Origin of the sequence: Bacteroides sp. AF29-11, assembly GCF_003602895.1 — a bacterium.
In the GTDB taxonomy this organism is placed as follows: domain Bacteria; phylum Bacteroidota; class Bacteroidia; order Bacteroidales; family Bacteroidaceae; genus Bacteroides; species Bacteroides uniformis.
This window is the reverse complement of record NZ_QTLY01000006.1, coordinates 325,736-350,253: the sequence shown is the minus strand read 5'-3', so window position 1 is coordinate 350,253 and position 24,518 is coordinate 325,736. Positions and strand designations below refer to the sequence as shown.

Genomic DNA, 24,518 nt, shown 5'->3' with positions numbered 1-24,518 from the left:
AATCAAAAAGTGTAGAGTATATGGCCTTGCAATTGGCATTCGTATTGGTAGCTATCATTATAGGCGCCCGCTTGGGCGGCATTGGACTAGGTGTAATGGGAGGGATAGGTCTGGCAATTCTGACGTTTGGTTTCGGATTGCAGCCTACATCACCTCCCATTGACGTTATGTTGATGATAGCCGCCGTCATTTCTGCCGCATCCTGCATGCAGGCGGCTGGCGGACTGGATTATATGGTAAAGCTGGCAGAACGGTTGTTGCGGAAGAATCCTTCGCAGGTCACCATCTTGAGCCCTATTGTGACCTATTTGTTTACTTTTGTTGCCGGCACGGGACATGTGGCATATTCGGTGCTTCCCGTGATTGCCGAGGTTGCCACGGAGACCAAGATTCGTCCCGAGAGGCCACTGGGCATTGCGGTGATTGCTTCGCAGCAGGCTATTACGGCAAGTCCCATTTCGGCTGCCACCGTCGCACTGCTTGGGTTGCTGGCGGGATTTGATGTCACCTTGTTTGATATTCTGAAAATAACGATTCCTGCTACCATTATCGGGGTACTTGTGGGCGCCTTGTTCTCCATGAAGGTGGGCAAGGAGCTGGCAGACGACCCGGAGTACAGAAAGAGGTTGACCGAAGGCTATCTTGATGTCAAGAAGGTGGAGATAAAGGATATACACAATAAACGGCATGCCGTCTTGTCCGTGCTTATCTTTATCCTTGCCACTGCTTTTATTGTGTTCTTTGGTTCGTTCGACAGTTTGCGTCCTGCCTTCGTGATAGACGGCGAGACGGTGAGACTCGGCATGTCCGCCATTATCGAAATCGTGATGCTCTCTGCCGCCGCCCTCATCTTGCTGCTGACTCGCACCGACGGCATGAAGGCAACGCAAGGCTCCGTCTTCCCGGCAGGCATGCAGGCGGTGATTGCCATATTCGGCATTGCCTGGATGGGAGATACTTTTCTTCAGGGAAACATGCTTCAGTTGACCCAGTCCATCGAGGGAGTGGTGAGGCAAATGCCGTGGCTGTTCGGGATAGCCTTGTTTGCCATGTCGATTCTGCTTTATAGCCAGGCCGCCACTGTGCGCGCACTGATGCCTTTGGGCATCGCTTTGGGCATTTCGCCTATGATACTGGTTGCTCTGTTCCCGGCCGTAAACGGTTACTTCTTTATTCCCAACTATCCCACCGTAGTAGCAGCCATTAATTTCGACCGTACCGGAACTACCCGTATCGGCAAGTATGTGCTGAACCACTCGTTCATGCTTCCCGGACTTGTTTCGACTGGCGTTGCCATCGGGCTGGGGTTGCTTTTCATCAGGATATTCTAAGGGAAACCGCTGCTTTCAATCCGTTGTATATAGGGCTTTGTTTACTTGTGTATAGGGGAGTGTTCCCTTTTACTCATTGCCTTATCAGCGCCTAATGGTCGTGCGGCGATCTGCTGACGGCTGTTAAGCGGGTTGTTGATGGCCGTTAGGCGATTGCATCATGGCCGTTGCATACTGTTGATTCCTTATGTCCGACGTAATAAATACCTTCATTCTCTGAATAAAGCACAGAGGAAAACAGTATTGAAGTCTTGGCTTTGTGTGGCTGTACGCATTTGTTCTGATTGCATTTGAAGGGGGAGGAGATGGAATTAATACCGTGTTTGCAGGATATTGATTTCGTCAGGTACGATATAAATAAGATGTGATGCAAGAAATTAATAACTTGTGTTACTACATGTTATCTTCTTGTGGTGTCAGTATTTCTGTTTGTGAAACGGTGTGGAAGCAAATTTTGCTTCCACACTTTTGAGTTGCTTCCACCGCATCTGTAATGCCGATGAATAAAGGGATGTGGAGAGGAGGTGGAAGTGTGGAAGCAATTTGCACAAACATTATTTGCGCAAACATTTTTTTCTGTCCTTGATGGGAATTAAAAAAAATGAGGATAAACGGCCTTTAAACCTTTTATCCTCATTGTAGTTGCGGAGATCCGACTCGAACGAATGACCTTTGGGTTATGAGCCCAACGAGCTACCAACTGCTCCACTCCGCGATGTTATTGTTTTGTGGGTGCAAAGGTACGGCTTTTTATTTAATATGCAAATAAAATGCATGATATTTTTGAGGTTAAGTGGATTTTAATGAGTAATATGTTGATAAATAGAACGATAATAAGCCTACTTTTTTTCTTCCTTTTTAGGGCTGTTCATTAATAAAATGAATGTTTTCTTGTAAGATATGCGGAAATGTCTTACTTTTGCTCAAATAATAAAGCAATGTGCAATTAATCTATGACCGTATCGAAGACAAAAGCTAAATTAGTGGACGTTGCCCGTCAGCTGTTTGCAAAGATGGGTGTTGAAAATACCACGATGAATGATATTGCCCTCGCTTCAAAGAAAGGTAGGAGAACGCTCTATACCTATTTTAAGAGCAAGGAAGATATCTACTTGGCTGTTGTCGAGTCGGAGCTGGATATTCTTTCGGATATGATGAAGCACGTGGTAGAGAAAGATATTCAGCCGGACGAGAAACTGATGGAAATGATTTACACTCATCTGGATGCGGTAAAAGAGGTTGTCTTTCGGAATGGTACTCTTCGTGCCAATTTCTTTCGGGATATTTGGAGAGTGGAGAAAGTGCGCAAACGTTTCGATGCTACAGAGACCCAGCTTTTCAAGGAGGTTCTGCGTGAAGGTATGGAGAAGGGTGTTTTCCAGATAGATGACTTGGATATGACTGCCGAGATTGTGCATTACAGTGTCAAAGGTATTGAAACACCTTATATTCGCGGTCATATAGGGGCCAATCTGGACGACGCGGTACGCGATGCCTACGTGACCCGTCTGGTACTTGGTGCATTGGGAAAGAAGTAAGATACATTTTATAAATAATTTTTAAATAATATGGGATTATTAGATGGAAAAACAGCCATTGTGACAGGTGCTGCACGCGGCATCGGCAAGGCTATCGCTTTGAAGTTCGCTCAAGAAGGAGCAAACATCGCATTCACTGACTTGGTGATTGATGAAAATGCCGAGGCTACGGCAAAAGAATTGGAAGCTTTGGGAGTAAAGGCAAAAGCTTATGCCTCCAATGCAGCAAACTTTGAAGACACTGCCAATGTAGTGGCAGAAATCCATAAGGACTTTGGACGTATTGATATTCTGGTAAACAATGCCGGTATTACACGTGACGGTCTGATGATGCGTATGAGCGAACAGCAATGGGATATGGTTATCAATGTCAACCTGAAATCGGCATTTAACTTTATCCATGCCTGCACACCCATCATGATGCGCCAGAAGGCGGGTAGCATTATCAATATGGCATCTGTGGTAGGTGTTCACGGCAATGCCGGCCAGGCCAACTATTCTGCTTCCAAAGCCGGTATGATTGCTTTGGCCAAGTCTATCGCTCAGGAGCTGGGTTCTCGTGGAATCCGTGCCAATGCCATTGCTCCGGGCTTCATCATGACAGCCATGACCGACGCCTTGTCTGAAGAGGTGAAGGCTGAATGGTGCAAGAAGATTCCTTTGCGTCGTGGCGGCACACCCGAAGACGTGGCAAATATCGCTACTTTCCTGGCTTCTGATATGTCTTCTTATGTATCCGGTCAGGTTATTCAGGTAGATGGTGGGATGAATATGTAATTTAATGATTAATGATTAGTGATTAATGTTTAATGAGAAGTTGGGTGTTAGTCATTAATCATTAATCACTAATCATTAAACATTAACAACCGATGACTGTCGTATACGAAGACAATCATATCATTATAGTCAACAAGACCGCTTCCGAGATAGTTCAGGGAGACAAAACGGGTGATACACCGCTTTCGGAAACTGTAAAGCAGTACCTGAAAGAGAAGTACAGCAAGCCTGGAAATGTCTTTATCGGTGTCGCTCACCGGCTGGACCGCCCCGTGAGCGGTCTTGTTGTTTTTGCCAAGACCAGTAAGGCACTGTCGCGTCTGAACGAGATGTTCAAGAATAGCGAGGTGAAGAAGACTTACTGGGCAGTAGTGAAGAACTTGCCCCGCGAGGAAGAGGGGGAATTGGTGAACTATCTGGTGCGAAATGAGAAACAGAACAAGAGTTATGCATACGACAAGGAGGTGCCGGGCAGCAAGAAAGCGATTTTGCATTACCGGCTCATCGGGCGGTCGCAGAACTATTATCTGTTGGAAATAGATTTGAAAACCGGACGCCATCACCAGATACGTTGTCAGTTGGCAAAGATGGGCTGTCCCATCAAGGGAGATTTGAAGTATGGTTCGCCCCGCTCCAATCCCGACGGCAGCATCTGTCTGCATGCGCGGTATATCCGTTTTGTGCATCCGGTGTCCAAAGAACTGATAGAAGTGGAGGCGCCCGTTCCTCCCGGAAATTTATGGAATGGTTTTGAAACGATTTAATCTTACAGTAATGAAGAAAATCACAGTTTTGTCGGGTTTGCTGCTCCTTGCGGGATTGGCTGCCCAAGCTCAGGAAAGAGTTGCTGAGTATAACGTGCGTCCGGCCGTTACGGTGCGCACTCCCCTCCAGGGCGATAGTATCAACTTCAAGGGAGACAAGTTTACTACCGGCAATCTTCTGAAGACGAAGGTCAGTCTCGACTTCGACGGAGGTCGGTACGAACGTATGGTTGCTGATACGGCTGGATATGTAACTGTGGCAAAGGCGGACAAGGACAATCTGTTCTATCTGTTTGCTACCAATCTGCGTGCGGAGCGTTTCATGAAGGGCAAGCTGAATGTATATTCTCCTGCCCGTTTTGAGGTGTTTGTAAACGGTGAATCCAAGCAAGTCAAGGAGACAGCGGAGGACAGCTTGTCGCAGGTCCGTCCTACGGCTGTCAGTTTGCGTATGGACCCCGAAGCGGATTATGAGATTGTCATCAAGTTGCTTTCAAGCGCGGACGACAAGATGCAGCCGATGCTGAAATGCGAATTTGAAAAGGAAAAGGACTTTGCCGATGTAGCCTGCCGGATGGCACCGGACATGAAGAGACGTTTCTCTTTGTTCAACACCAATTTCGGCTCCCGAGCGAGCAGGGTTTCTCTTTCGCCCAACGGCAAGTATCTGCTGACCCGCTATTCGGACAATTACGACGTGAAGCGTTCCAGGACCCGTTGTGAGCTGACCGAGGTAAAGACCGGCCGGGTGATATTGCCCAATGCCAATGAAAAGATGAACTGGATGCCCAACAGCAACAAGCTCTATTATACGGTTATGGGCGAGGAGCAGAATGACCTGGTTGTGTTCGATCCTGCCACGATGCGTGAGGAAGTGCTGCTGAAGAATGTTCCCGAAGGATATTTCAGCTGGTCTCCTACAGAAGACTATCTTATTTATATGCTCACGGACGAGGGCGAAAAGGTGAGTGGCCCGTTGAAACGTCTCTTGCATCCGGACGACCGTATCCCCAATTCTCGTGACCGCTATTATCTCATGAAATACGATGTGGCGACGGGCCTTTCCGAGCGTCTGACCTACGGTAGTCACAACGTCTATCTGAATGATATTTCCCCGGATGGCAAGAAACTGTTGTGCAGCACTTCCAAGTCGGACATCACTCGATGCCCTTTCTCCCTCTCTTCTCTTTTCGAGATTGATTTGGCCACCTTGCAGGCAGATACGCTGGTCGCCTGGGATGCTTATCTGGGAAGTGCTTCTTACTCTCCGGATGGGAAGCAGCTTCTGGTGACGGGCAGTCCGTCTGCTTTCGGAGGCATTGGCAAGAATTGCGGTGAACATCCCATAGCCAATGACTTTGATACCCAAGCATTCATTATGGATTTGGCTACAAAGAAAGTGCAGGCTATCACGCGCGATTTCAATCCTACAGTGTCTCCCGTGCAGTGGAACCGTGTGAACGGATGTATCTATTTCGATACGACTGATGGGGATTGCAGGCATATATACCGTTATGTTCCGAAGACGGGCGGCTTTGAAATGCTTCCGCTTGAAGAAGATGTGATTACTTCCTTCACGCTGGCCAATGACAATCCGGTTGTGGCTGCCTATGTGGGTGGAGGAAACACCAGTACGGGCGTAGCCTATACGTACGACACGAAGAAAAAAGTTTCTACCCTGCTTGCCAACCCCATGAAGCCCGTCCTCGACAAGATTGAGCTGGGACAGATGGAAGAGTGGAACTTTACAGCTTCGGACGGTACGGAGATAAAGGGAATGATTTGCCTTCCGCCGTCTTTCGACCCGAACAAGAAGTATCCGCTTATCGTGTACTATTATGGAGGAACGACTCCTACGACTCGCGGTATAACTTCCCCGTACTGTGCACAGTTGTTTGCGTCACGTGACTATGTGGTTTATGTTATCCAGCCCAGTGGTGCCATCGGGTACGGCCAGGAGTTCTCTGCACGCCATGTCAATGCATGGGGTGAGCGTACGGCCGATGAGATCATTGAAGGTACGAAGAAATTCTGTGCAGCCCATCCGTTTGTCAACGATAAACGTATCGGATGCCTGGGTGCCTCTTATGGAGGATTCATGACGATGTATCTGCAGACTAAGACGGACATGTTTGCTGCCGCTGCCTCGCATGCTGGCATCAGCAATGTAACGAGCTATTGGGGCGAGGGTTATTGGGGATATTCCTATAACTCTGTTGCGGCAGCCGATAGCTATCCTTGGAATAATCCCGATTTGTTTACGAAGCATGGAGCATTGTTCAATGCGGACAAGATTAATACCCCTCTGTTGTTGCTGCATGGCACGGTAGATACAAACGTGCCTATCGGTGAAAGTATCCAGTTGTATAATGCGCTGAAGATATTGGGCAAGCCGGTGGAATTTATTACCGTGGACGGTGAAAACCATTTTGTACTTGATTATGCAAAACGTGAATTGTGGCACAATTCAATTATGGCTTGGTTTGCCCGCTGGCTGCAGGATAGTCCGGCATGGTGGAATGACCTTTATCCGGAAAGACATTGGTGATTTCTTAGTTGATAATTGTCAACTATCAATTTAAAAAGCCGTTTCCCAGAATAGACAAGGAGGAAACGGCTTTTTTGTTGTAGTGTGCTTACTGTTATTGGGCCACTTTTGCTGTGTCTTGGACGTTCTCGGCTTTCTGCAAAGTATCCGTTACCACAGTGTCGTTAGACAAGGTTGTTGTCTTACTCGGCTGTTCTACCGGAGCCTTAGCTTGAGCCAAGAACGTTCCGCCACAAACAAACATAAACAGGGCTGCTACTAATACTAATTTTTTCATAATTCATTTGCTTTTAGGTTGGTATATCTTATTGTTAAGTCTAAGTGCTTGCTTGTTGTAGCGCTTGTTGCTTACGTCTAATATAGGTCAAATGGTGTGCCAGAAAGAGTGTGTGTTGGATAATGTTCTGATAGTTAGTGATATATGTTTCTATGCAAAGTGTGGCATAGTGTGGAAAAGTGTGGAATGTGTGGAGGGGAGTGTGGAATAATTCCACACCTTTTAGTCGGATATGTTATAAAGCTTCAACTTGTTGTACAGCGTTTTGCGGTCAATGCCCAACAGTTGTGCAGCGCGGCTCTTGTTGTTTCCCGTCTGCCGCAAGGCTTCGATGATTTGATGCTTCTCTGCCTCCTCATTGCGGAGAGGGATACCGATGATGGCCGGTGCGGGTTCTTTCAGTTCATTCAGTTCGTTGATAGTAATGAATTTGCCTTGTGCCAGCAAGGTTGCACGGCGTACCATATTTTTCATTTGGCGTAGATTGCCGGGCCAGGGATATTCCAATAGGGCGCGGGATGCCTTGTCATCAAAGCCGGTCAGTTGCTTGTCCATTTCGCGGTTGGCCTGGTCCAGAAAGAAATTGGCAAAGAGCAGGATGTCTTCACGGCGGTCTTTGAGTTGCGGCATGCGTAGGGTGAATTCATTGATACGGTGATATAAATCTTCACGGAACGCCCCTTTTTCGATGGCTTGCTCCAGATTTTCGTTGGTGGCGGATACCAGACGTATGTCCACGCTTATCTCTTTGTTTGAACCTACCGGACGTATCTTGCGCTCTTGCAAAGCACGCAGCAACTGTATTTGCACTTCATAGCTCAGATTACCTATCTCATCCAGGAAGATGGTACCGCCGTTGGCTTCGACGAAAGCGCCCGTTTTGTCGGTCAGTGCGCCGGTAAAGGCGCCCTTTATGTGCCCGAAGAACTCCGAAGCGGCCAATTCTTTGGGAATAGAACCGCAATCGATGGCTACAAACGGCTGGTCGGCACGCTTGCTGAGCTGGTGGATGCGGTGAGCTACGTATTCTTTGCCCGTTCCGCTGGCACCATTGATGAGTACAGACATATTGGTAGGTGAAACCAGTTTCACATAATTGTAGAGTTGTTTGGCTGCGTCGCTCTCTCCCTCAAGGAAGTCGGAGGAGGACAATGAGCCTTCTGCACCCTTCAGAGGCTGATTTTTCATCTTGTCGGAATGCATCGTCTGTTTGGGTGAAACGGATGGTCTGTTTGGGGTAAACGCATCATCTGTTCGGGACGAATGCATCATCTGTTTCAAAGCGGAGGATGATGCATTCAAGGCTTCGCCTATTTTTTTCAGTAATTCGTCCGGGTTCACAGGCTTGGCAATGTAATCGCAGGCTCCCAGTTTCATGGTTTGGACGGCCGACTGTATGTCAGCGTATCCTGTCATGATGATAAGCGGTATTTGCAGGCCGTGTTCGCCCAGCCATTTCAATAAGTCAATGCCATCCTTGTCGGGCAGGCGCAGGTCAGACAATATCAAATCTACGGTTTCCGACTCAATATGTTTTTGAGCACGGGCAATGTTGCTGGCAGAGGTTACTTGGAAACCTTTTTTGCCGAGCCATGTTTTTAGCATCATGCCGTAAGTAATATCATCTTCTACAATTAATATGGATGTCATTGCTTTAGCCTTTTATCTCTTTTATGTAGGCAAAGGTAAGTGCTTTTGTCTGATTTTAGTATATTTGCAAACTTAAATTAAATAAAAAACAAAATGAAAAGAAATCTTATTGTATTATTAACTATACTGGTTTGCGGTCTGACTGCTTGCAAGCCGGGACAAAAGAAAGAGGAAGATATGGAAAAAGAAACGAAGCTGAAGATTGAAACAAGTGCGGGTGACATCACCGTGAAACTGTATAATGAAACCCCGAAACATCGTGATAACTTTATCAAGCTGGTGGAAGACGGCACGTATGAAGGTACGCTGTTCCACCGTGTCATCAAGGACTTTATGATACAAGCAGGTGACCCGGAATCGAAGAAGGCTCCGAAAGGCAAGATGCTGGGGGCAGGCGACGTGGGTTATACCGTTCCTGCCGAATTTGTTTATCCGAAGTATTTTCACAAAAAAGGTGCTTTGTCGGCTGCACGCCAGGGTGATGAGGTGAACCCTGACAAGGCATCATCCGGCTGCCAGTTCTACATTGTGACCGGAAAAGTGTATAATGACTCTACCTTGCTGGGGATGGAACAGCAGATGAATCAGATGCGCTTGAACAATGCTTTCAACGCGTTGGCGCAGAAACACATGAAGGAAATCTACAAGATGCGCAAGAATAATGACCAGGACGGTCTGATGGATTTGCAAGATTCCTTGATTGCGCAGGCAGAGGCTCAGGTTGCCAAGGAACCGGAGTTCAAGTTTACCCCCGAGCAGGTGAAGGCTTATACTACCGTGGGCGGTACTCCACATTTGGACGGTGCATATACCGTGTTCGGTGAAGTGCTGGAAGGTATGGATATTGTTGATAAAATACAGAAGGTCAAGACTGACCGTAACGACCGGCCCGAAGAGGATGTGGTTATTAAAAAAGTGACAGTGATAGATTGATGATAGATTCTGTCATTCCATTTTATGAAGATAAACAAAAAGATATTTGACAACGGTCTGCGGTTGGTGCACAATGAGGACACCAGCACGCAGATGGTTGCCTTGAATATTGTTTATGATGTGGGTGCCCGTGACGAACATCCCGAGCATACGGGTTTTGCCCATCTGTTCGAGCATCTGATGTTCGGAGGTTCGGTGCATATTCCTGATTATGACGCTCCTTTGCAATTGGCAGGCGGGGAGAATAATGCATGGACCAATAATGATATTACCAATTACTACCTGACGGTTCCAAAATCGAATGTGGAGATCGGCTTCTGGCTGGAGTCCGACCGCATGCTGGAACTGGCATTCAGTGAGCAAAGTCTTGAAGTGCAGCGTGCGGTGGTGATGGAGGAATTCAAGCAACGTTGCTTGAACCAGCCGTATGGTGATGTGGGACATCTGCTTCGTCCTTTGGCTTATCAAACGCATCCTTATCGCTGGCCTACTATCGGGAAAGACCTCTCTCACATTGCCAATGCCACGCTGGACGAGGTAAAGGAATTCTTTTTTCGTTTTTATGCACCTAATAATGCAGTGCTGGCCGTTACCGGAAATATTTCGTGGGAAGAAACGGTTAGGCTGACAGAAAAATGGTTTGCTCCCATTCCCCGTAGGAATGTGCCCGTAAGGCAATTACCGCAAGAAGTTGTACAGACGGCGGAACGCCGGCAGACGGTGGAACGGAATGTTCCTCTGGATGCTTTGTTCATGGCTTATCACATGTGCAGCCGTGAGGATGCCGATTATTATGCCTTCGATATTCTGTCGGATATTCTGAGCAATGGACGTTCCAGTCGCTTGACCCGCAGGCTGGTGCAGGAGCAGAAGCTCTTTTCCAGTCTCGATGCCTATATCTCCGGTACACGGGATGCCGGCCTGCTGCATATCAGTGGAAAACCATCTGCAGGCGTATCTTTGGAGCAAGCCGAGGCTGCTGTCCGGAAAGAGTTGGAAGAGTTGAAATCCGGGTTTGTTGGAGAACAAGAATTGGAGAAAGTAAAGAACAAGTTTGAGTCTACACAGATATTCGGCAACATCAATTATCTGAATGTTGCCACGAATCTTGCCTGGTTTGAACTGACCGGACAGGCGGAAGACATAGACCGTGAAGTGGACAATTACCGCTCTGTGACGGCAGAACAGCTTCATAGGGTCGCCCAACAGACCTTCCGCGATGAAAACGGGATTGTGCTTTATTACCAAAAAGAAAACCTTTAGTATGAAAAATTTATTTGATACGTATAAGCAGCACTACAAAGCATTGCTTCTCCTGGGGCTGCCCATTGTGGTGGGGCAGTTGGGAGTCATTGTGCTTGGTTTTGCCGATACGCTGATGATTGGGCATCACAGCACGGAGGAACTGGGTGCCGCTTCTTTCGTAAACAATCTGTTTACTCTTTGCATTATTTTCAGTACGGGCTTCAGCTACGGGCTGACACCGGTTGTAGGGGGCTTCTACGGTAACCGCCGCTTTGCCGAGGCAGGGCAGGCGTTGCGGTGTAGCCTGGTTGCCAATGTGCTGGTGGCTTTGTTGCTGACTCTTGTCATGGCTGTTCTCTATTTCAATGTGGAGCGGCTGGGACAGCCCGGAGAATTGTTGCCTCTAATCAAGCCTTACTATCTGGTGTTGCTTGCTTCACTGGTCTTTGTCATGCTGTTCAACGGTTTCAAACAGTTTACGGACGGCATCACCGATACCAAGACGGCCATGTGGATTCTGCTCGGAGGGAATGCGCTTAACATCGTAGGAAACTATATACTTATCAATGGAAAGCTGGGCTTTCCGGAGATGGGACTGCTTGGTGCGGGTATCAGCACCTTGTTCTCCCGCATTGTGATGGTGGTGGTCTTTGCGGCGATTGTGCTTCGCGGCCGCCGGTTTATCCGTTACAGGCTCGGCTTCATGCGGCTGGGGTGGTCGATGCCGATGTTCAAGAAGCTCAATGCACTGGGCTGGCCCGTGGGTATGCAGATGGGTATGGAGACCGCTTCCTTCAGTCTGAGCGTCGTCATGGTGGGCTGGCTGGGGACACTTGCCCTAGCATCGCATCAGATAATGCTTACTATCTCTCAGTTCACCTTCATGATGTATTATGGCATGGGCGCTGCGGTTGCCGTGCGTGTCAGCAACTTCAAGGGGCAGGGAGACGGGCAGAATGTGCGCCGCTCGGCGTATGCCGGCCTTCACATCATCCTGTGTATGGAGGTGGTGTTGCTGGGTATCGTCTTTGCGCTTCGCGGTCAGGTAGGGGGATGGTTTACGGACAATGCGGAAGTGTCCGGCATGGTTGCCGCTCTCTTCTTCCCGTTCTTGGTTTACCAGTTCGGCGATGGGTTGCAGATTAACTTTGCCAATGCCCTGCGCGGCATCTCGGATGTGAAACCGATGATGATTATTGCATTTATATCCTATTTTATTATATCTTTGCCCGTAGGGTACCTTTGCGGTTTCGTTTTCGGTTGGGGGCTGACGGGAGTCTGGATGGCTTTCCCGTTCGGACTGACCAGTGCGGGAGTGATGCTGTGGTTGAGGTTCCGTAAACAGACCAGGGAAAGGATTTGATAGTATGAATAATGTCTCCAAAGTAAAGATTGCCGTAGGCTACACTTTGTTGCTGGCGGTATTGTTTTTTTCCTTGTTTTTCGTACACCGGGAAATGGAGAACCTTATTCTTACTGATGACCGCGATGTACAATGGACAGACAGCGTGCTTGCTTTGATACGCGAGAAGGATACCAATACGATAAAAATGCTGCGCACGCTGAGTGAGGCGAATGACAGCATGGTATCCACCAGTGACATTGAGCAGATAATTGCCCAGCAGGACTCGGTAGTGACCCAGCAGCGTGTGCAGCACCGTATCATTACACATCGGGATACCGTCGTGACACGCCCTCGGAAGAAGGGGTTTTTCCGTCGTTTGGGTGAAGTGTTTGTCCCCCCAAAGAAAGATACGGCTATCCAGGTAAAGACCTCCCTTGAATTTGCAACGGATACGGTGATTGAACCTTATAATCCGGCCGATTCTTTGCATGAGAAACTGCGTGCCGTGGCCCAGCAGAAAAAAGCTGTAAACACTGTTATACAGCGACGTAAACGCTATCTGCAACGCTTGGACCATATGCTGACCGCTCGTATTGACAGTTTGCTGAAAGATTACGAGACGGAAACTCTGCTGCGTGCACGGACGGAAGCCGAGTATCAACAAGCGGTCCGACGCCGTTCGGCCAAAATTATCAGTGGCATTGCCGTAGGTGCGGTGTTGCTTTCCGCTTTTTTTCTTATTATCATCGGCCGCGACATAACCCGAAGCAACCGTTACCGCCGTGAGTTGGAAGAGGCCCGTCGTCGTGCCGAGGATTTACTCGCTGTCCGTGAAAAACTGATGCTTGCCATTACCCATGATTTCAAAGCTCCGCTCGGTTCTATTATGGGCTATGCCGACTTGCTTTCCCGTCTGACGGTGGATGAGCGTCAGCGGTTCTATCTGGACAATATGAAAACCTCATCGGAACATCTGCTGAAGCTGGTAGTTGATTTGCTCGACTTCCATCGTCTTGATTTGAACAAGGCCGAAATCAACCGGGTCACCTTTCATCCTTCCCGCCTGCTTGAAGAGATACACGTCAGTTTTGAACCACTTACGGCTGCCAAAGGACTGGCGCTTCATTGCGACATTGCCCCGGAGCTGGGCGGTACCTATATTTGCGACCCCTTGCGTCTGCGCCAGATTATCAACAATTTGCTGTCCAATGCCGTGAAGTTTACGGACCAAGGCAGTGTTACCATGACTGCCCGTTACGAGGACCGTCGACTGGTAGTTGCCATTGCTGATACCGGTAAAGGTATGGAACCTGCCGACCGGGAACGTATCTTCCAGGAGTTTACCCGCTTACCGGGTGCTCAGGGTAAAGAGGGGTTTGGACTTGGACTTTCCATTGTCCGTATGCTGGTACAGTTGCTTGAAGGCACGATTGATGTAGACAGTGTGCCAGGCAAGGGAAGCACTTTCACCATATATATTCCTATCTATCCCGTAAGGAGTGAAGGACGGAGAATGAAGGATGAAGAATCGGGATGTGCTGCCACGCCGAATGGCAATTCTTCATTCCCCGTTCCTCATTCTTCACTGAAGAATGTCCTCCTTATCGATGATGACCGTATTCAGCTTACCCTTACTGCCGCCATGCTTCAGCAGAGTGGTATAAATTCTGTCTCTTGTTTACAACTGGATGAACTGCTGGATGCCTTGCGCACTGCAACCTTTGATGTTCTGCTTACTGATGTGCAGATGCCTGCTATTAATGGTTTTGATTTACTGAAACTGCTTCGTGCTTCGAACATACCGCAGGCACAGTCTGTTCCGGTGATTGCTGTCACTGCCCGCAGTGACATGCAGCGTGAGGAATTTACGGTGCATGGATTTGCCGGATGCCTGCATAAGCCGTTTACCGTCAGTGAATTGCTACATGAATTGAATATGGAGGACAAAGGGATGGAGGTTATGGAAGTTTCGGAAACTTCGGCTTGCCCGGGGTATAAATTCTCTTCGCTCACTGCTTTTTCGGTCGATGACCCCGAGGCGGCAAAGTCCATTCTGGAAAGTTTTGTGGCTGAAACCCGCCTCAATGCGGAGCGTTTGCAGAAGGCTGTGGAGAATGAGGATGTGGACGAGATGGCTGCTGTCTCCCACAAAATGATTCCCCTCTTTACTTTAATTGGAGCAGCGGAACTGGTTGCATTGCTGAAACTGTTGGAAACTTCTCATGGAGTGCCTTTTACCGGAGAGTTGAAAGAACACGCCCTTGCCGCCCTCGTTTTGATAGAGGATGTCATTACTCAGGCAACAGCTTTTCCGTAATGGGGGAACAGAGAAGAATACGTGATTTTTCTCTGTCGGGAACCAAATGTCGAAAGAAATTGTTTACTTTGTAGGACTTTTAAATACGATGAAAGATTGACGTTCCGATGAGAAGAAAATGGTTGAGAACAGCACTGTGGGTGTTGCTTACTCCTATTATACTGTTTATAATATTGATGATATTGCTTTATGTGCCTCCCGTACAGAATTTGATACGGAAGCAGGCTACGGCAATTGCATCAGGTGCTACGGGTATGGACATATCCGTGGAGCGGATTGACCTTCGCTTTCCTTTGAATTTGTTGGTCCGCGGTGTATTGGTGGTACAGCCTGCCGACAGTGCTGTTGATGTGCAGCATCCCGATACCTTGCTGAATCTTGGAAGTTTGAACGTACGGGTACAGGCATGGCCTTTACTCAAAGGGAAAGTGGAGGTGGATGACATTACCTTGAAACAAGTTGCTGTCAACTCCTCCAATTTAATGGAAGGTATGTGCATCAAAGGAGTACTGGGGCATTTCTTTTTCGAAAGCCATGGCATAGACCTTACAAAAGAAGATGCCATCCTCAATAATATAGAATTGAGCGATACCCATGTGCAGGTGATGCTTGCAGATACCACTGAGACTCCCAAGGACACTACTGACACTGCGTTAAACTGGAAAGTCACACTCCATACTCTGAAGTTGAAGAACGTCTCGGTCGATTTACAGATGCCATTGGACTCCATGGGGCTGAAAGCCCATATAGGAGATGCTGAGATTGCGGACGCTGCTGCCGACCTGAAACACCAGTTCTATGGCTGGAGAAAATTCCTGCTGACTGGAACTTCTGTCAATTATGATACCGGTGGCCCGGGGAGTGCGATAGGCTTCGACCCCTCGCACATTGCTCTTCGCGACATTCGCCTGGGCATTGATTCTGTGATGTACTACGGCAGAGATATGAATGCCGTTATCCGGGAATTTTCCATGTATGAGCGTTCCGGTTTGAGTGTAACTTCCCTGACCGGGCGGTTGTTTGCCGATTCTACCGTTATCCGTATCCCTTCTTTGAAGTTGCTGACACCTCATAGTGAGATGAACCTTACGGCACAGACTTACTGGGAACTGATAAATATACCTACCACCGGCCGTCTGACAGCCCGTTTCAATGCCCGTATCGGCAAACAGGATGTACTGCTTTTTGCCGGTGGCTTGCCGGAAGCTTTCAAGGAAGCCTATCCGTTCCGTCCGTTGGTGATTCATGCCGGTACGGAAGGAAACCTGAAGCAGATGCAGATTTCCCGTTTTACGGCTGAGCTGCCCGGAGCCTTTTCGTTGAGTGGGGGAGGAGAATTCTGGAGCTTGACCGACAGTGTGAAACGTAATGGAAGCATGGACTTCGAAATGCATACGCAGAACTTGAACTTTCTGACCGGACTAGCTGACATTGCTCCCGATGGCTCCATCATTGTGCCGGACAGTATGCACCTTGCGGCACGTCTCGGTATGGAGGGGGCGCAGTGCACTGCCGCCCTGAAACTGAAGGAGAAGGAAGGCGCCTTGAATTTGGACGCCGCCTATAATCTTGCTACGGAAGCCTACCATGCCGACCTTGCCATCAACAACTTGCAGGTGCATCACTTCCTGCCCAAGGACTCTATCTATACTCTTACGGCAAAGATGTCCGCTAAGGGGCAAGGGGTGGATGTGGCATCACGAAAAACTGTGGCCGCTTTGAATGCCTCCTTGGAAAAACTACAGTATGGCCATTGGGACATTTCCGGTGTAGATGTGCATGCCGGACTCAAGTCATCCGTTGCTACCGTCCGTCTTGCCAGCGATAATGTCCTTCTCAAGATGCAGGGAAATGCGGATATGCGTCTTGACCGCAGCTATCTGGATGGCGCTTTGGATTTAAATGTGGAAGAGGTGAATCTGCATAAGCTGGGTTTGGTGCCCCGACCGTTGAAACACCCGTTTGCCTTTACAATGGGAGCGGAGGCACGTCATGATTCTCTCAAGTTGAGGCTTGATGCCGGTGACTTGAATCTGCGTTTCCGCGCTCACAGCACGTTGAAGAAGTTGATGGAACAGTCGGATAAATTTGTCTCTATCCTGACAAAGCAGATTGATGAACGGCGTTTGGACCATGCCGCTTTGCGCCAAGTCCTTCCTTCAGCGGGCATGCATCTGGAAGCCGGTAACCAGAATCCCGTCAGCTATTTCCTGGCTGCAAAGGGTATTTCCTATAATGATTTCAAACTGAGCTTCGGATTTACTCCGCAAGTCGGCATCAATGGACGTACAGCTGTTCACGGATTGCGCATGGACTCCTTGCAGCTCGATACGATATTTTTTACAGTGAAGCAGGATACTGCCCGCATGAAGTTGCAAGGTGGTGTCATAAACGGTCCCAAGAACCCGCAGTTTGTGTTCCGTAGCACACTGACGGGTGAAGTCCGTAATGAAGATGCGGAACTGACTGTGGATTATGTGAATGGAAAAGGGCAGACCGGTGTTCTATTCGGTATTAATGCCCGTCCGTTGACCGAAGGACACGGTCGCGGTAATGGTGTGCTGCTGAACCTTATTCCTGCCGAGCCGATTATCGCTTTCCGTAAATTCCACTTTGCGGACAATAGTAACTGGATTTATCTGCATAAGAATATGCGCGTCTATGCCAATATTGATATGGACAGCGACGATGGTCTGTGTTTCCGTATGCAATCCGACAAGAATGATACCCTTTCCTTGCAGAATATAAACGTAGAACTGAGCCGATTGCGCTTGGATGAACTTACGGAGGTACTTCCTTATATGCCCCGGCTTACGGGATTGTTCTCCGCCGAAGCAAATTATATACAGACTGCCACTTCCCTGCAGGTGTCCGCCGAAGCCAATGTAGAGAAACTGACCTACGAACGCCAACCGGTTGGAGACATCGGCCTGGGGGCTACCTGGTTGCCGGGCGACAAGAATACGCACTATCTGAATACCTATTTTACATATGATAATGAAGAAGTGATGACCGCCGACGGTATCTTGACGCAGAAGAACGGAAAGGATACCCTGGAAGTGTCCACCCGTTTCGAGCATTTTCCATTGAAGATGGCCAATGCATTCATCCCTGACCAAACGGTGGCCTTTACCGGAGATATTGATGGAGGGCTTTATATTTATGGTTCGCTGGACAAGCCTCAAATGCATGGTGATATTGTTTTGGACAGTGTGTCTGTCTATGCACGCCAGGCGGGAGCACGTTACTGGTTCGACAACCGTCCGGTACAGATAAAGGACAATCAGTTGATATTTGATAAGTTTGCCATTTATACCACCAGCAAGAATCCGTTTACGATTGACGGTAAGGTTGATTTCCGGAATATGGAGCGTCCTACTGCCAACCTCAATCTGCTGGCAGAGAACTATACGTTGCTGGATGCACCGCGTACTCGCGAAAGTCTGGTGTATGGAAAGGTGTTCGTCGACTTGCATGCCACGGTGAAGGGGCCGCTTGACGGGCTCACGATGCGTGGAAACATGAATTTGCTGGGCAATACCAACGTAACCTACGTGTTGACCGATTCCCCTTTAACGGTGGAAGACCGTCTCAGCGGGCTGGTTACCTTTACCTCGTTCACCGATACGACGTCGGTAAAAGCGGATGAGGTTCCTGCCATGTCTTTGGGAGGATTGGAAATGTATATGTCCGTCCATATTGACGATGCTGTCCGTCTTCGTGCTGACTTGAGTCCCGACCGCAGCAAATACATCGAACTGGAAGGTGGCGGTGATTTGAATATGCAGTATACTCCCCAAGGGGATATGAGCCTTACCGGACGCTATACCCTTTCGGGTGGCGTCATGAAATATTCGCTGCCTATCATCCCGTTGAAGGAGTTCCAGTTCAATCCCGGCAGTTATGTGGATTGGCGGGGGAATATTATGAATCCTACGCTGAGTCTGAAGGCTACGGAACGTATGCGTGCTTCTGTGGCCGATGGTGACGGGGACGGTTCGCGCATGGTGAACTTCGATGTTTCCATTTCCATCAAGAACAGGCTTGACGCTCCCGATTTGATATTCGATATTTCGGCGCCCGAAGATGCCGCAGTAGAGAATGAGCTGCAGGCAATGGGTGCAGAAGAGCGTAGCAAGCAGGCCATTGCCATGCTTGCCACGGGTATTTACTTGAACAGTGGTGCCAAAGGAGGAGGTTTGTCAATGGGAGCTGCCTTGAACTCAGTGCTTCAGAGCCAGATAAACTCCTTGGCGGGAGGTATAAAAGGTGCCAATATCAGTGTAGGTGTGGAAGACCGTACCTCTGCTGAAACGGGCGACACGCAAAAAGACTTCAGTTTCCGTTATTCCCAGCGTTTCTTCAACGACCGTGTACAGATAGTCATCGGTGGAAAAGTGTCCACCGGGGCCAATGCCACGAACGATGCGGAATCATTCATTGACAATATATCGCTGGAATACCGTCTTGATGCGTCGGGTACTCGATATGTCCGTGTATTCCATAATAAAAACTACGAAAGCATACTCGACGGTGAGATAACCGAAACGGGTGTCGGCCTTGTGCTGCGCCGGAAGATGGACCGATTGAGTGAACTCTTCATCTTCAGGAAGAAAAAGATAAAACCGGAGGCTGAAAACAGCGATATGAAAAAGTAGGAATGTGATATGAAACGACTGATATTATATATTGCAGGATTGATATTTCTGGCAGGTTGCTCCACCACGAAGCACTTGCCCGAGGGGGAGATACTCTATACCGGCCAAAAGCCGATGATTGTATTGAACCGCAGTGAAACGTCTGTTGGTGAGATTGCTATGGAAGAGGTGGAAGCCGCCCTTGCTACGGCACCGAACAATTCGTTGCTGGGAAGCTCTACTATCCGCTATCCCTTTCCTTTCGGACTGTGGATTTACAATGGTTTCCAGAAGTATGAGAAGGGATTCGGAAAGTGGATATTCAATAAATTTGCCGCCACTCCGGTGCTTATGTCTACGGTGAATCCCGATATACGCCAGAAGGCGGCGGTTAACTTGCTGCGCGATTATGGCTATTTCAACGGAAGCGTCAGCTACAAGACATTTATCGACCCGAAGGACTCGCTGAAGGCAAAGTTGCAATATACGGTGAACATGCGTAACCCCTACTTTATAGATACGGTATATTATCGTGGTTTCAGCGAGCGTACCACTCGCATTATGGAGCTGGGACGCCGACGTTCCCTTATCAGTTCGGGAGAACAATTCAATGTGGCTGATTTGGATGGGGAGCGTACCCGTATCAGTACCCTGCTGCGTAATGTGGGCTGTTATTATTTCCGTCCCGACTACCTGACCTATCAGGCCGATACCATGATAGTTCCCAATGGGCATGTCCAGATGCGCTTGATTCCCGTTCCCGGTATGCCAAAGGTAGCCGAGAAGCAGTTCCGTGTGGGGCGTAAATCCGTCTATCTTCTTGGAAAGCAGGGGCAGGAACCCAATGACAGCATGGATTACAAAGGCTTGACCATACATTACTACAACAAACCTCCGGTACGTCCCAACATGCTTTACCGTTGGTTGAACTATCAAGGTTATCGGCGGAAACGTCAGATACAGGACAGCGCAGGTATTGCCCGCCAGCGTTCTATGCAGAGTTTGTATAGTTTGTACCGTCAGACCCGTATTCAGGAGCGTCTGGCAAGCGTCGGTATTTTCCGTTATGCGGAGATGCAGTATATACCGCGTGATACGGCGTTTGTGTCTGATACATTGGATGTGAGGGTCATTGCCGCGCTCGATAAACCCTACGATGCGGAGTTGGATTTTAATGTCACCATGAAGAGCAATAACCAGACGGGACCGGGTGCCGCTTTTACGGTGACGAAGAACAATGTCTTCGGTGGCGGTGAAAGCTGGAATGTGAAGTTGAACGGTTCGTACGAATGGCAGACGGGCAAGGCAAGTTCTTCCTTGATGAACAGTTATGAACTGGGTATCTCCACTTCGCTTATCTTTCCGCGCGTGGTGTTTCCTAGGATGGGCGACCGTGAGTATGACTTCCCGGCTACAACGACTTTCCGTTTATATGCCGACCAGATGAACCGTGCCAAGTATTATAAGCTGTTGGCTTTTGGCGGTAATGTCACTTATGACTTCCAGCCCAAATCGACTTCCAGGCACAGTATAACTCCTTTCCGGTTGACATTCAATGTACTGCGCAATCCTACTGCCGCTTTCGATACGTTGCGTGCCGAGAATCCGGCACTCTACGTTAGTTTGCGCGACCAGTTCATTCCTGCCATGGAGTACACCTATACTTATGACAACGCTTCCGTGCGCGGCAAGCGTAACCCCATCTGGTGGCAGACCACCGTTGCGTCGGCCGGTAACCTGACTTCTGCCGTCTACCGTATTTTCGGCAAGCCGTTCAGTGAGGAAGGAAAGAAGCTTTTCGGGGTACCTTTTGCACAGTTCTTGAAGCTGAACTCGGAATTCAGGTACCATTACCGGATAGACAAGAACCAGATGATAGCCTCGCGTATTGCCGGAGGGGTGATATGGTCGTATGGCAACGCTACGACCGCACCTTATACGGAACAGTTCTATATCGGCGGTGCCAACAGTGTGCGCGCCTTTTCTGCACGCAGTATAGGTCCGGGCGGCTATCCTCCCGAGACGGATAGGAAATATACCTATATCAACCACGTGGGTGATATTCGCATAGAAGCCAATATCGAGTATCGCTTCCGTATGATTGCCGACTTGCATGGAGCGGTGTTTCTGGATGCCGGCAATGTATGGCTGATGCGTAAGGACGAAAATCGCCCGAACGGTGAGTTCACCTTGAAGAATTTCCCGAAACAGATTGCTTTGGGTACGGGATTCGGCTTACGCTATGACCTGGACTTCCTTGTTTTCCGTCTGGATTTGGGTATCGGGCTTCACGACCCGTATGATACCGGAAAGTCGGGATATTACAATATTCCTAAGTTCAAGGATAGTATGGCACTGCATTTTGCCATCGGTTATCCGTTCTAAATGTACGTTTTTGAACGGATAGTGGTAAAGAATGAACTAAAACTCCCTTCTGTCAGCCATAAATTTTTGTACATTTGCAACCGTTATCAACTGTGATACACTAACCTTTTTAAATAATAACTAATATGAAACCAACTTTATTCTTATTGGCAGCCGGTATGGGCAGCCGTTATGGTGGCTTGAAACAATTGGACGGATTGGGACCGAATGGCGAAACTATCATGGATTATTCTATTTACGATGCCATCAATGCCGGTTTTGGCAAGCTCGTTTTCGTAATCCGTAAAGATTTTGAACAGGACTTCCGCGACAAGATTATTTCCAAATACGAAGGCCATATTCCCTGCGAACTGGTATTCCAGTCCATAGATGACCTTCCTGAAGGCTTCACCTGCCCCGAAGGCCGTACCAAACCTTGGGGAACCAACCATGCTGTAATGATGGGTGCCGATGTAATAAAGGAACCGTTTGCTGTTATCAACTGCGACGATTTCTACGGTCGTGATTCCTTCCAGGTGATGGGTAAATTCCTTGCAGCCCTTCCCGAAGGCTCCAAAAACGTATATTCCATGGTAGGCTTCCGCATCGGCAATACGTTGAGCGAGAGCGGTACCGTATCCCGTGGATTATGTGGAACGGATGCGAACAACCTGCTGACTTCCGTAGTGGAACGTACCAAGATTCAGCGCATGGACGGTGAGGTGAAGTACATCGACGATAACGGTGAATGGACTGCCACTCCCGAGACGACTCCGGTCAGCATGAACTTCTGGGGTTTCACTCCCGATTATTTTGCTTACAGTGCAGAGTTTTTCAAGAGTTTCTTGAGCGACCCGAAGAATATGGAGAACCTGAAAAGCGAATTCTTCATCCCGCTGATGGTAGATAAGTTGATTAACGATGGCACTGCTACCTGCGAAGTGCTTGATACAACCAGCAAGTGGTTCGGTGTGACTTATCCCGAAGACCGTCAGAGTGTAGTCGACAAGATTCAGGCTTTGGTGGATGCGGGCGAGTATCCTGCGAAGCTGTTCTGAGTTTGTTAACCAAAGGCAGATACCCGTTGGGGCTTATTCTCTGATTATAATCGGACAATAGATTCGCATGCCTCCGCTACTGCCGGATGGTGGGTGACGAAGATACATGTTTTGCCTGCGCAGTCTCTGCGCAGGTTTTTTATTAACAGCCGTTCCGTGTCGGGGTCGAGGGCAGAAGTGGCTTCATCTAAAAGAAGAATGTTTCCGGGGCGTAGCAGAGCGCGGGCAATGGCGATGCGTTGGGCTTGTCCTTCACTGAGTCCACCACCTCGTTCGCTGAGTGGGGAGTCTACGCCGTCGGGAAGGTGGAAGACGAAGTCGGCGGTGGCGGTTTGCAGGGCTTGATATATGGCTTCTTGAGAAGCTTGTGGGTTTCCCATCAGCAGGTTGTCACGGATAGTTCCGCTGAAAAGGGTATTGCCTTGCGGGACATATACGAAGTTCTTGCGGGTTTGCGGAGAGACGGTATGACTGGTTTCAAGTGGATGTTTGGCGGGTATCAAGAGTATCTGTCCCTCTTGTGGCGTTGCCAGTGCCAACAATAGCCGGATGAGCGTTGTCTTTCCTTTTCCTGTTTCTCCGACTATAGCTATGCAGCTACCGGCGGGGAAACGGCAGGAGAAGCGGCTGAATACCGGACGGTCATCGGGAGTGTAGCGAAAAGTCACGTCTTTCAGTTCCAGTTCCGGGGTAGAGGCGAGGAATATGCTGTCACCATCCGCTTCTGCCGGCAGTCTTTCCAATTCCAATAGCCGGTCTATGGCGGTAAGGGCATTGACTACGGAAGGTATCAGGCGTGAGAGGTCGAACACGGGACGCTGGACTTTTCCTACCAATTGCAAAAAGGCGGTCATCGTTCCGAAGGTGATACAGCCTGCGCTGAGGTGAACGGCTCCCCAAAGAAAAGCCGTGAGGTATCCGCCGGAAAAGGCAAGGGCCACTAACATGTGGGCAGAAAGCGAGAAACGGGTACGTCCCATGACTTGGCTGTGGAGCATGTCTTGCAAGTCATCGAGTTTGTCCAGATGCCGTTCGCCTTGTTCCAATGTTTTAATCACTATGCGATGTTGCAGGCTCTCTTGTATGACGGACTGGATGCGACCGTCACTGTTCCGAATATCATGTGTATAGCGTTTCATTCGTCGCATATAGAAACGGCTGCCTGATAGAAAGACGGGCAGGATGGCAACAATCAGCCATGGCAGTGAAGGGTCTAAAAAGTAGAAGAATAGAAAGGCTGCCAGCAGTTGTATACTCGTGACGATGAATGCCGGGACAGAAGAGGTGAGCAATGTGACGATGGCGGTGGTGTCTTGTTCTACCCGGTTCACTACGTCTCCGGTATGGAAACGCTCCAATTCGTTCCAGCGGCTTTGCAGTAAGCGCGAGAAGAGGCGGTGGCGAAGGGCGTTGCCCGTCTCTATCTGCATACGGGTACTTATCCAAGTGTCAGCAGCTCCGCACAGTAATTGGGCAGTCAGCAGGACAACGGTGAGAACGGCGATATGCGTCAGGTTGTCGTCTGTTATTCCGGTAGCGGTGTCTATCACCCGTTTGGTTGCATAGATAAAGGCTAGGGCAAAGGCCACGCCCAGAATGCCGGTGAGGCAACTTAGCAGGATACGTCCGCGTTGTTCGGCAGATACCTCTCGAATATACCTAAGTTTTTCACGTCTGTCCTTTTTCACTTTTTTGTCCTTCTGTTGCTTTTTCATTCCTTTTATTTTCCGGGTT

15 protein-coding genes and 1 tRNA gene are annotated in these 24,518 nt (G+C 48.8%); 12 read left to right on the top strand and 4 right to left on the bottom strand.

The features are described 5' to 3' along the window. Positions 1-20: 20 nt before the first annotated feature. The gene (locus DWZ03_RS12330; RefSeq protein ID WP_005834895.1) at positions 21-1,331 is read left to right on the top strand and encodes an anaerobic C4-dicarboxylate transporter family protein; all 1,311 of its coding nucleotides are present in this window, start codon (positions 21-23) and stop codon (positions 1,329-1,331) included. Between the two features lie 642 nt (positions 1,332-1,973). Here DWZ03_RS12330 and DWZ03_RS12325 read toward each other — a convergent pair. Further along, positions 1,974-2,046 (bottom strand) — tRNA-Met (locus DWZ03_RS12325). 238 nt (positions 2,047-2,284) lie between these two features. On the opposite strand from DWZ03_RS12325, the gene DWZ03_RS12320 reads away from it, so the two are divergent. From DWZ03_RS12320 to DWZ03_RS12305, 4 genes are all read left to right on the top strand, one after another. Further along, entirely contained in the window at positions 2,285-2,869 is a 585-nt protein-coding gene (locus DWZ03_RS12320; RefSeq protein ID WP_044469214.1) for a TetR/AcrR family transcriptional regulator, read from the top strand. Between the two features lie 30 nt (positions 2,870-2,899). Further along, positions 2,900-3,646: a 3-oxoacyl-[acyl-carrier-protein] reductase gene (gene fabG / locus DWZ03_RS12315; RefSeq protein ID WP_005828602.1), complete on the top strand. Its 747-nt coding sequence runs from the start codon at positions 2,900-2,902 to the stop codon at positions 3,644-3,646. A 92-nt stretch (positions 3,647-3,738) separates the two neighbouring features. After that, positions 3,739-4,410 carry an RluA family pseudouridine synthase gene (locus tag DWZ03_RS12310; RefSeq protein ID WP_005828600.1) on the top strand — a complete coding sequence of 224 codons (672 nt, stop codon included), beginning with the start codon at positions 3,739-3,741 and terminating at the stop codon, positions 4,408-4,410. A gap of 10 nt (positions 4,411-4,420) precedes the next feature. Then, positions 4,421-6,958, top strand: coding sequence for a prolyl oligopeptidase family serine peptidase (locus DWZ03_RS12305; protein ID WP_057256648.1), 2,538 nt, complete (start codon positions 4,421-4,423; stop codon positions 6,956-6,958). Positions 6,959-7,052: 94 nt separating this feature from the next. On the opposite strand, the gene DWZ03_RS12300 is transcribed toward DWZ03_RS12305, so the two are convergent. Together DWZ03_RS12300 and DWZ03_RS12295 are read right to left on the bottom strand one after the other, a co-directional pair. Next, positions 7,053-7,235, bottom strand: a complete 183-nt coding sequence (locus tag DWZ03_RS12300) for a hypothetical protein (protein ID WP_005828596.1) — start codon at positions 7,233-7,235, stop codon at positions 7,053-7,055. 222 nt (positions 7,236-7,457) lie between these two features. Further along, positions 7,458-8,885, bottom strand: a complete 1,428-nt coding sequence (locus tag DWZ03_RS12295) for a sigma-54-dependent transcriptional regulator (RefSeq protein ID WP_008665943.1) — start codon at positions 8,883-8,885, stop codon at positions 7,458-7,460. A 93-nt stretch (positions 8,886-8,978) separates the two neighbouring features. On the opposite strand from DWZ03_RS12295, the gene DWZ03_RS12290 reads away from it, so the two are divergent. The 7 genes from DWZ03_RS12290 to DWZ03_RS12260 all read left to right on the top strand — a co-directional run bounded on the left by DWZ03_RS12290 (position 8,979) and on the right by DWZ03_RS12260 (position 22,784). Next, positions 8,979-9,818 carry a peptidylprolyl isomerase gene (locus DWZ03_RS12290; protein WP_009037268.1) on the top strand — a complete coding sequence of 280 codons (840 nt, stop codon included), beginning with the start codon at positions 8,979-8,981 and terminating at the stop codon, positions 9,816-9,818. Positions 9,819-9,842: 24 nt separating this feature from the next. After that, entirely contained in the window at positions 9,843-11,081 is a 1,239-nt protein-coding gene (locus DWZ03_RS12285; protein WP_005828590.1) for a M16 family metallopeptidase, read from the top strand. A 1-nt stretch (position 11,082) separates the two neighbouring features. Then, entirely contained in the window at positions 11,083-12,426 is a 1,344-nt protein-coding gene (locus DWZ03_RS12280) for an MATE family efflux transporter (RefSeq protein ID WP_120130155.1), read from the top strand. Positions 12,427-12,430: 4 nt separating this feature from the next. Continuing rightward, positions 12,431-14,725 carry a hybrid sensor histidine kinase/response regulator gene (locus DWZ03_RS12275; RefSeq protein WP_005828587.1) on the top strand — a complete coding sequence of 765 codons (2,295 nt, stop codon included), beginning with the start codon at positions 12,431-12,433 and terminating at the stop codon, positions 14,723-14,725. Positions 14,726-14,832: 107 nt separating this feature from the next. Continuing rightward, positions 14,833-19,383 (top strand): translocation/assembly module TamB domain-containing protein, encoded by a 4,551-nt coding sequence (locus DWZ03_RS12270; RefSeq protein ID WP_009037265.1) that lies wholly within the window; start codon positions 14,833-14,835, stop codon positions 19,381-19,383. A gap of 9 nt (positions 19,384-19,392) precedes the next feature. Further along, a complete protein-coding gene (locus tag DWZ03_RS12265; protein ID WP_016274230.1) occupies positions 19,393-21,747 on the top strand; it encodes a BamA/TamA family outer membrane protein in 2,355 nt (784 codons plus the stop codon). A gap of 125 nt (positions 21,748-21,872) precedes the next feature. After that, the gene (locus tag DWZ03_RS12260; RefSeq protein WP_005834919.1) at positions 21,873-22,784 is read left to right on the top strand and encodes an NDP-sugar synthase; all 912 of its coding nucleotides are present in this window, start codon (positions 21,873-21,875) and stop codon (positions 22,782-22,784) included. A 44-nt stretch (positions 22,785-22,828) separates the two neighbouring features. On the opposite strand, the gene DWZ03_RS12255 is transcribed toward DWZ03_RS12260, so the two are convergent. Then, a complete protein-coding gene (locus DWZ03_RS12255; protein WP_022402241.1) occupies positions 22,829-24,499 on the bottom strand; it encodes an ABC transporter ATP-binding protein in 1,671 nt (556 codons plus the stop codon). Between the last annotated feature and the right edge of the window lie 19 nt (positions 24,500-24,518).

Coding starts and splice junctions, on each gene's coding strand:
- DWZ03_RS12330 (WP_005834895.1), top strand. CDS start 21: ATGGCCTTGCAATTGGCATTCGTATTGGTAGCTATCATTATAGGCGCC.
- DWZ03_RS12320 (WP_044469214.1), top strand. CDS start 2,285: ATGACCGTATCGAAGACAAAAGCTAAATTAGTGGACGTTGCCCGTCAG.
- fabG (WP_005828602.1), top strand. CDS start 2,900: ATGGGATTATTAGATGGAAAAACAGCCATTGTGACAGGTGCTGCACGC.
- DWZ03_RS12310 (WP_005828600.1), top strand. CDS start 3,739: ATGACTGTCGTATACGAAGACAATCATATCATTATAGTCAACAAGACC.
- DWZ03_RS12305 (WP_057256648.1), top strand. CDS start 4,421: ATGAAGAAAATCACAGTTTTGTCGGGTTTGCTGCTCCTTGCGGGATTG.
- DWZ03_RS12300 (WP_005828596.1), bottom strand. CDS start 7,235: ATGAAAAAATTAGTATTAGTAGCAGCCCTGTTTATGTTTGTTTGTGGC.
- DWZ03_RS12295 (WP_008665943.1), bottom strand. CDS start 8,885: ATGACATCCATATTAATTGTAGAAGATGATATTACTTACGGCATGATG.
- DWZ03_RS12290 (WP_009037268.1), top strand. CDS start 8,979: ATGAAAAGAAATCTTATTGTATTATTAACTATACTGGTTTGCGGTCTG.
- DWZ03_RS12285 (WP_005828590.1), top strand. CDS start 9,843: ATGAAGATAAACAAAAAGATATTTGACAACGGTCTGCGGTTGGTGCAC.
- DWZ03_RS12280 (WP_120130155.1), top strand. CDS start 11,083: ATGAAAAATTTATTTGATACGTATAAGCAGCACTACAAAGCATTGCTT.
- DWZ03_RS12275 (WP_005828587.1), top strand. CDS start 12,431: ATGAATAATGTCTCCAAAGTAAAGATTGCCGTAGGCTACACTTTGTTG.
- DWZ03_RS12270 (WP_009037265.1), top strand. CDS start 14,833: ATGAGAAGAAAATGGTTGAGAACAGCACTGTGGGTGTTGCTTACTCCT.
- DWZ03_RS12265 (WP_016274230.1), top strand. CDS start 19,393: ATGAAACGACTGATATTATATATTGCAGGATTGATATTTCTGGCAGGT.
- DWZ03_RS12260 (WP_005834919.1), top strand. CDS start 21,873: ATGAAACCAACTTTATTCTTATTGGCAGCCGGTATGGGCAGCCGTTAT.
- DWZ03_RS12255 (WP_022402241.1), bottom strand. CDS start 24,499: ATGAAAAAGCAACAGAAGGACAAAAAAGTGAAAAAGGACAGACGTGAA.